The sequence below is a fragment of the Limnochorda sp. genome (genome assembly GCF_047459355.1).
Taxonomy (GTDB): Bacteria; Bacillota; Limnochordia; order Limnochordales; family Limnochordaceae; genus Limnochorda.
Map to the genome: position 1 here is coordinate 1 of NZ_VSCV01000047.1, position 7519 is coordinate 7519.

Annotated in this window: 5 protein-coding genes; 1 reads left to right on the forward strand and 4 read right to left on the reverse strand. The window is 70.3% G+C overall.

Translation table 11 applies throughout. The annotated features are described in order from the left end of the window. Positions 1 to 50 precede the first annotated feature (50 nt). From FWJ67_RS10275 to FWJ67_RS10290, 4 genes are all read right to left on the reverse strand, one after another. A complete protein-coding gene (locus FWJ67_RS10275) occupies positions 51 to 1517 on the reverse strand; it encodes a M14 family zinc carboxypeptidase (RefSeq protein WP_304172987.1) in 1467 nt (488 codons plus the stop codon). A 29-nt stretch (positions 1518 to 1546) separates the two neighbouring features. Next, the gene (nikC, locus tag FWJ67_RS10280; RefSeq protein ID WP_414482782.1) at positions 1547 to 2446 is read right to left on the reverse strand and encodes a nickel transporter permease; all 900 of its coding nucleotides are present in this window, start codon (positions 2444 to 2446) and stop codon (positions 1547 to 1549) included. Between the two features lie 36 nt (positions 2447 to 2482). Then, positions 2483 to 3430: a nickel ABC transporter permease gene (gene nikB, locus FWJ67_RS10285; protein ID WP_304172983.1), complete on the reverse strand. Its 948-nt coding sequence runs from the start codon at positions 3428 to 3430 to the stop codon at positions 2483 to 2485. A gap of 99 nt (positions 3431 to 3529) precedes the next feature. Next, on the reverse strand, positions 3530 to 5125 hold the full coding sequence (locus tag FWJ67_RS10290; protein WP_304172981.1) for an ABC transporter substrate-binding protein: 1596 nt from the start codon (positions 5123 to 5125) through the stop codon (positions 3530 to 3532). 387 nt (positions 5126 to 5512) lie between these two features. Here FWJ67_RS10290 and FWJ67_RS10295 point away from each other — a divergent pair, with 387 nt between their 5' ends. Next, the gene (locus FWJ67_RS10295) at positions 5513 to 7486 is read left to right on the forward strand and encodes a glycoside hydrolase family 125 protein (RefSeq protein WP_414482783.1); all 1974 of its coding nucleotides are present in this window, start codon (positions 5513 to 5515) and stop codon (positions 7484 to 7486) included. The last annotated feature ends 33 nt before the right edge of the window (positions 7487 to 7519 follow it).

Consider the following 7519-nt stretch of genomic DNA (forward strand, 5'->3'; position numbering starts at 1 on the left):
ACGGGAATGCGACCCGCCGCGCCTAGTCGGCCCTCCCGCCTAAGGCCCCCTCACCCGGTCGCGCCCGCCGGCTCCACCGCCTCCAGCACGGCCAAGAGGGCTCCGTACTGAACCTGGACCAGATTCCGGATGGGGATCACCGTGTACGGCAGGTGGGTCTCCACCTCGGTCAGCCACCGGTCCAGGTGGCGCTCCAGCTCCCCATCTGCCTGGCGGATGAGGGCTTCGGCCTGGGCCCGGTCGAGGGTGGCTCCGTCGGGGCCTGGGAGGGGAGCCCCGGCCGGCAGCCGTTCCAGGTGGGCCAGCTGGTGCTCGAAAGCCCGGTGGAGCATGCTGGCCACCAGCACCCGGTAGAAGGGGCCCAGGTACAGGGCATCCGCCTCCTGGGCGACGGTGGCCGGCTGGTCCATCCCCTCGGCCTGGGCGGCCCAGCGGGCCTGGCTCTCCAGCATCTTGAGCTGGCTCGCCGTGAAGGCGGCGACGGCCCGGAGGAGGCGGGAATCCTCGGTCATCACGGGCAGGGTCTGGGCCAGCAGGCGGTCCAGCAGGCCCACCACCTCCCGGACCCGCTCCAGCCCGGCCAGGACCACCTCCCGGCGCGTCCGGCCGGTGGGGGTGGTGTCGGCGATCTTGGGCGATTGGTAGTAGGGCACCTCCGTCACCAGGGAGATGGGGCTGCCGAACCGCTCGGCGTACTCGAAGCTGGAGGCCCCGCCCATCATCTGCGCCGCGGGGTCCCCCACCCCGAACTGCTCAAAGTAGTCGTAGGCATCGGTGCTCTTGGGGATGGCGTAGACGGCCGGGTGGAGGGGCCGGGCCCAGGGCACCTCAGGCTCGCCCTGGAAAAGAGCGAGCCCCCGGTCCGTGGGGATCCGGTGGAGCTCCGGGTAGGCCGCCTGGAGATCGTGCGAAAGGTAGTAGAAGACGCCGCCGAAGCCGGCGTTGTGGAGGGAGTACAGGATATGGGGCCGGGCCTGTTCGATGGCCGCCATGAGGGCCCGGGTCTCGGGCAGGGGCTGGTCGAAGACGAAGGTCTTGTAGCGGACCGGGAAGGTCCACTCCACCTGCTCTTCGAACCGGGGCCGGTAGAAGTGCCGGGCGTAGTGGCGCAGGGTGAAGGGCCCCCGGAACCAGCCTTCGTTGAGCCGCACGCCGTCGGGGTCGACACACGGCAGGAGGTACCAGGTCCGCCCCGCCCGAAGCTCCCCGTTGACCACCAGCTCATCCATGAGGAAGCGGACCAGCATGGCGCCGATGGGCTCGTTGGGATGGGGGCAGGCGACCAGCATGATCCGCTGGGGGCCGTCGCCGATGGTCACCATGGGGATCGGGGTGCCGTCGGTGGAGGTCCCCACCTCGCTATAGGCGGCCACCTCCGGGTGGGCTGCGGCCACACCCCGGGCTGCGGCGAAAAGCTCATCGACGGTGAGGAAGAACGGGTAGTCGGGCACCCGGGCCAGGAGGGCCTCCAGCCTCCCCTGCCCCGTCCCGCCCGCCGAGCTGCTCCGATGCGCCATCGTCTCTCATCCTTTCGGAGGCCATTCCCCTAGAACCGCCCCGGAAGCCGCGGGTTGAGCGCGTCCCGCAGGGCGTCGCCCACCAGGTTGAAGCTGAGCATCACCAGCGCGATGCAGACCCCGGGCCCGGTGATCAGCCAAGGCGCCCGGAACATGAAGTCCTTCCCCTCGGCCACCATCATCCCCCACTCCGGGGTCGGCGGCCGGACTCCCAGGCCCAGGAAGCCCAAGGAGGCCGAGGCCAGGATCGCTTCCGGGATCCCCATGGCCGCGGTGACGATGACGGGGGTGAGGCAGTTGGGCAGGATGTGGCGGAACATGATCCGCCCATCCCTTGCCCCGGCCGCCCGGGCCGCTTCCACAAACTCTTGAGTTCGCAACGAGAGCACGGTGGCCCGCACCAACCGCGCGTAGACGGGCCAACTCACCAAGCCCAGCACCCACATGAGGTTGAAGAGGCTCGGCCCCAAGATGGCCATCACCGCAATGGCCAAGATCAAGAAGGGAAAGGCGTAGAAGACCTCCACCAGCCGCATCACCAGCTGGTCGATCCAGCCGCCATAGTAGCCGGCGAGGAGCCCAAGGACGCTGCCCACCACCGCCGCGATGGAGACGACCACCACACCGATCAAAAGGGAGATCCGGGCCCCGTAGATGAGCCGGGAGAGGATGTCCCGGCCAAAGTTGTCCGTCCCCAAGAGGTGATCGGGCGAGCCGACGGGCAGGAAGGTGGCGGTGAGGTCCATCGCATAGGGGTCGTGGGGCGCCACCCAGGGGGCGAAGACGGCCGCCCCGATGAAGACCAGGAGGACCAGCAGGGCCACCAGGGCCGCGGGGTTGCGTAGGAAGATCCGCACCGGGCGGCTGAGCCGGCGGCTCGGCCCCGCCTTGGCCCCTTTCACCTGGGTTGCCTCGATGGTTGCTTGCACGCCTTTCCCCCCCGACGGCACCCCTGGACCCCGCCACTACTCGTACCGGATCCGGGGATCGACCAGGGCATAGAGCAGGTCCGTCACCAACGTGACCACCATGAAGCTCAGGGCGAAGACCAGGACCGTCCCCTGGATGACGGGCAGGTCCCGCTGCCGGATGGCGGTGACGGCCAGGCTCCCCATCCCCGGCCAGGAGAAGATGGTCTCGACGATGACCGCCCCGCCGAGCAAGGTCCCAAACTGCATCCCCAGGGCGGTGAGGACGGGAAGCAGGGCGTTCCGCAGCGCGTGCTTGAAGAGAACCACCCACCCGGGCAACCCCTTGGCCCGGCAGGTGCGGATGAAGTCCTCCCCCAGCACATCCAGCACCGACGAGCGGGTGAGCCGGGTGAGGAGCGCGGCCAGGGCCACCCCCAGGGTGACCGAAGGCAGGATCAGGTGGCTCACAAAGTGCCACAGGCCCCGGTCCAGGTCCCCCATCCCCCGGATGGGAAGCCAGCGGAGGCGCATGCCAAAGGCGAGCAGCAGCACCAGCCCCAGCCAGAAATTGGGGAGGGACACGCCCAGTATGGCGCCGGTGGTGGCCGCGTGGTCCACGGGCGTGTTCCGGCGGGCGGCGGCCAGCACCCCCAGAGGCAGGCCGATCCCCACCGCCAGCAGGCTGGCCGAGCAGGCGAGGAGCAGGGTGTTGGGGAAGCGCTGTGCGATCTGGTCCGCCACCGGGCGGCCGTAGGTGATGGATCGCCCCAGATCACCCCGGAGGAGCCGCCCCATGTAGTCCACGTATTGCACGTACCAGGGCTGATCCAGCCCCAGCTCCTGGCGCAGCCGCTCCACGTTGGCTGGGTTGGCGCTCTCCGAGCCCAGCATCAGGCTGATGGCATCCCCCGGCGCGAGGCTCACCAGCGCGAAGACGATGAAGGTGATGCCAAAGAGGACCGGAACGGCAAGCAAGAGCCTCCTGGAGATGTACTGAGCCACCGAGATCGCCACCTCACCTGATCGCTGCCGAGTCGCCCGGGGGACCTGGCCGGCCCCCGTTGGGCCGGCCAGGAGCGCCCCGCCCCGAGGGCGGGACGGTTACTCCTCGATCCAGACGTTGTTCTCCAGGGAGACCAGGTGGAGCCCACCCCAGGGGGGCACCCAGTCCTTCACCCGCCGGTTGACCGCCGAGAAGGCCAGCTCGAAGTAGAGGGGGATGACGGGCCGATCCTGCATGATCCGCCGCTGGGCCTCCTTCCAGAGCCGGTCCCGCTCGGCGTCGTCCAGGGTGCGGCTTGCCTCATCCAGCAGCCCGTCCACCTCGGGGTTGGCGTAGAAGTGGGTGTTGGTCATGCCGATGGATTGGCTGTGGAAGAGCGCGATGAGCCCCGTTGTGCCGGCGAAGCTGAAGTCGTAGAAGACCTCGCTGTTGCCGCTGATCAGATCGGCAGCCCAGACGGCCATATCCACCGGCACCACACTCGCCTGGATGCCCAGCTGGCGGAGCTGGGTGGCGAGGATGGTGAGCACCCGGGTCTGGGAGCCGGGCGGGGTCTTGATATCGACCCGCAGGGGCTTCCCATCCCGGTCCAGGAAGCCGTCACCGTCGGTGTCGGCGAAGCCCGCGGCCCGGAGCTGGGCCAGGGCGCCCTCGGGATCGTGGGGCCAGAGGTCTGCGAGGCTGGGATCGTACCCGAAGCCCACCCACGGCCCCACCTGGCCGTAGGCCCGCTCGCCGAACGCCTCACCCACCACCGCCTGGAAGGCCGCGTCAATGTCCAAGGCCTTGGCGATGGCGTCCCGGACCACCCACTCATCGAAGGGAGCCTTGGTCAGGTTGAAGCCCAGCCCCGCCCAGGAGCCGCCCCGCTGGTACAGCTCGATCTCGGGATTCTGGGCGAGCTGGTGGGCCGTGTCGATGTTGAGGAGGAAGGGGAGCACGTCCACCTCCCCCACCTCCAGGGCGATGGTCTGGACGGTGGGATCGGGGATGACGACGAACTCCACCCGCTCCAGGTGGGGCGTCAGCCAATAATCCTCGTTCCGCTCCAAGACGACCTCCTCATCGGGGATGAACCGGCGGAGCTTGAAAGGACCCGAACCGATGGGGTGTTGGGCGAAGCCGTCCTCCCCCAGCTGCTCAATGGCCTCCCGGGGCACGATGGCCACCCGGGCCAGGCGGTTGGGGTCCACGATCAGGAAGGGGTCGGGATGGGCCGTCTTGAGCTGGACGGTGTACCGGTCCAGGGCCTCCACCGACGCAATGGCTCCCAAGGTGAAAGCGGTGCTCACCTCTTGGAACCGCTGGATGGAGTAGACCACATCGTCGGCCGTCACCTCCCGCCCCTGGCCCTCGGGGAAGACGGGGTTCCCGTCCTGGAAGTAGACCCCCGGCCGGAGGTGGAAGATCCAGGTGGTGGGGTCCGGCGTCTCCCAGCGTTCGGCCAGGTGGGGCACCGGGCGGGAGTCCTCCCGGCTGTGGATGATCAGGGTGTCGAAGATCAGACTGAACACGTGGACCTCATCATTGGCCGCCGACTTGTAGGGGTCCAGCTGTCGGATGGTGGACGCGGCGATGCGCAAGGTGCCGCCCTGGGCCTGGGCCGGCAGGGCCGCCAGGAGCCCAGCGACCGCCAGCGCGACCAGCGCGGTCCCCAGGGCCCTCAGCCACTTGGGAAGGGAGCTCGGCTGCATCCAGAACCTTCCTTTCACCGGTGCGGTATGGTCCGCTTCTTTCGACACGCCCTGCCCCGATCCTTCCCGAAAGGCCCAGGTCTGGTACGAATGGGAAACGCTCTGGCTCGTTCAGAGTCATTCTCGGCACGAAACTTCCATCTTGTCGACGAACTTCGTCATCTCCGGGGGGGCGGCGCCCTGCTGCCAAGCGCCGGGGCCCGTTGAAGCGGCCTCTCGCCCCGGGGAAAGGATCGGGGGAGGGGGACGCCGAAGAGGCGCGCACGCTCAGGGAAGGCCCACGCCCGGCCAAGGGCCAGGCCGCCCGTTGACGCCCCGGGTTGGAGGACTGGCGGGCCGGAGCTTCGGGGTCACCGTTCGACCGCCGCCCAACAAGGAGGGTCTCAGGTGTCCGATCAACAGAGCCGTCCCACCCAGAACCCCAGCCTCCTCACCCCCTCCCCCACCCTGGCGGAGGGCCCACCCCCCTTGGCCACGGGGAATGAGTGGGTGGCCCTGCCCGCCATCGACGGGGCCACCGGCGGGGTGCGGACCATGGAGGTACTCTCCATGCGGGCCCTGGGCTCCTTGGGCGTGGCCGGATCGCCAGACCCTTGGGCCGCCCCCGGCCATTCGGGCGGGCCCGCGGCCGGTGGGGAGTCTCCCGGTAGCGCCTCGGAACCTCCCCCGCTTCTCCGGCCGTTCCTCCGGGTGGGGGACGAGGCGGTTGCCTTGGGCGAAGCTCCGGTCCAGGTCGCGTGGCTGGCCGACTGGGTCCCCCGCCTGGCGTGGGAGGCCGAAGGGCTCCGCCTGGAGGCAACCTACTGTGCGCCCATCGGGCACCGGGGGTGGGCCCTGCAGCTGGCGGTGACCAACGGGCGGCCTTCGGCGGTGGAGGTTGCCGTCGGAGTGGAGGGCCGCTGGGCGAGCTTGGTCTACAGCCTCTTCCGGAGCCGCCCCATGCCCGTCACCCGCACCTGCCAGCCCGATCCCTGGACGGGCAGCCTGGCCCTGGAGGCGGCCGCGGGCTGGCCCGTGCTGGGCTGGGCCATCGGCGCGGCCGAGGCGGCCCCCATCCTGGAAGTCCCGCCCTCCGCTGATTCCGTCCAGTTCACCCTGGGCCGCTCCCTCACCCTGGCCCCGGGCGCCACGGAGGCGGCCACCTTCTTCGTCGGGGTGGCGCCGGAGCTGGACGGGGCCCGGACCACGGTGGTGGATCTGCGCCGGCGGGGCTGGGACCGTCTCTTGGAGGAGACCCTTGCCTGGCTTGAGCGGCGTCGCCAGGTGCTGGGGGATGAGGCCCTGGAGGAGGTGGTTAACCGGAACCTGTTCTTCAGCCACTTCTTCGCCTGCGGCCGGACCATCGACACTGAGGCGTGGGTGGCCGTCACCTCCCGCAGCCCCCGCTACTACGTGAGCGCCGCCTACTGGGCCCGGGACACCCTCCTCTGGAGCCTCCCCGGCCTTCTCCTGGTGGAGCCGGCCACCGCCCGGGAGGTCCTCCGCTTCGCCTTCCGCTCGGGCTGGAAGCATCCTGGCATGCACGCTCAGTACATCACCGGCGCCGTCCTCTACCCGGGCTTCGAGCTGGACGAGCTGGCCGCCTACCCCGTCGCCCTGGGCCGGTACCTGGAGGCGACGGGCGATGGGACGCTCCTGGACGAGCCCGAGGTGCGGGCCGCCCTCCGGGCGTTCCCGGCGGTGCTGGAAGAGCTGGCTGGCCCCGGCCCCCTCTACCCCACCTTCCTGGACCCCTCCGACGACCCGCCCCCCTACCCCTACCTCACCTACGCCAACGCCCTCCTCTGGCGGGGCCTGCGGGAGCTGGAGGCCATCTATGATCGCTTGGATGATGCGCCGCTCGCCGCCTGGGCCCAGGAGACGGCCGCCCGCCTCCACCAGGCGATCCAGGCGACGTGCGTGGTGGACGGCCCCTTCGGCCCCATGTTCGCCTGGGCGGTGGACGGCCAGGGCGCCTTCACCCTCTACGACAACCCCCCAGGCAGCCTCCAGCTCTTGGGGACCCTCGGTCTCTGCCCGCCCGACGATCCGGTGCTGGTCAACACCATCCGGTGGGTCCACTCCCGGGAGAACCCCTACTGGTACCCCGGCCCCTTTGGCGAGGCGGGCTCCAGCCACGCGCCCAACCCCTGGCCTCTGGCCGCGGCCAACACCCTCCTGGCCGCCGGGGCACCCCCGGAGCTGAAGGGCCACGCCCTCAACCTGCTCCGAAAGGCCCCGCTGGACGGCGGTTTCGTCTGCGAGACCATCGACCCCGAAACAGGCCGCGCCCGTTCCGGCGCCGCCTTTGCCACCGCCGCCGGCTACGTGGCCGCCGCGCTGGTCCACGCCTGGAGGGCCGGGATGGCACCACCCCGCTGAGTCCGCCCCGAGCGCCGGGCGGTCCAGGCGCCG

What these genes read in the sequence shown, in the direction of transcription:
- FWJ67_RS10290 (WP_304172981.1), bottom strand. Translation starts at nt 5,125, where the DNA reads ATGCAGCCGAGCTCCCTTCCCAAGTGGCTGAGGGCCCTGGGGACCGCG.
- FWJ67_RS10275 (WP_304172987.1), bottom strand. Translation starts at nt 1,517, where the DNA reads ATGGCGCATCGGAGCAGCTCGGCGGGCGGGACGGGGCAGGGGAGGCTG.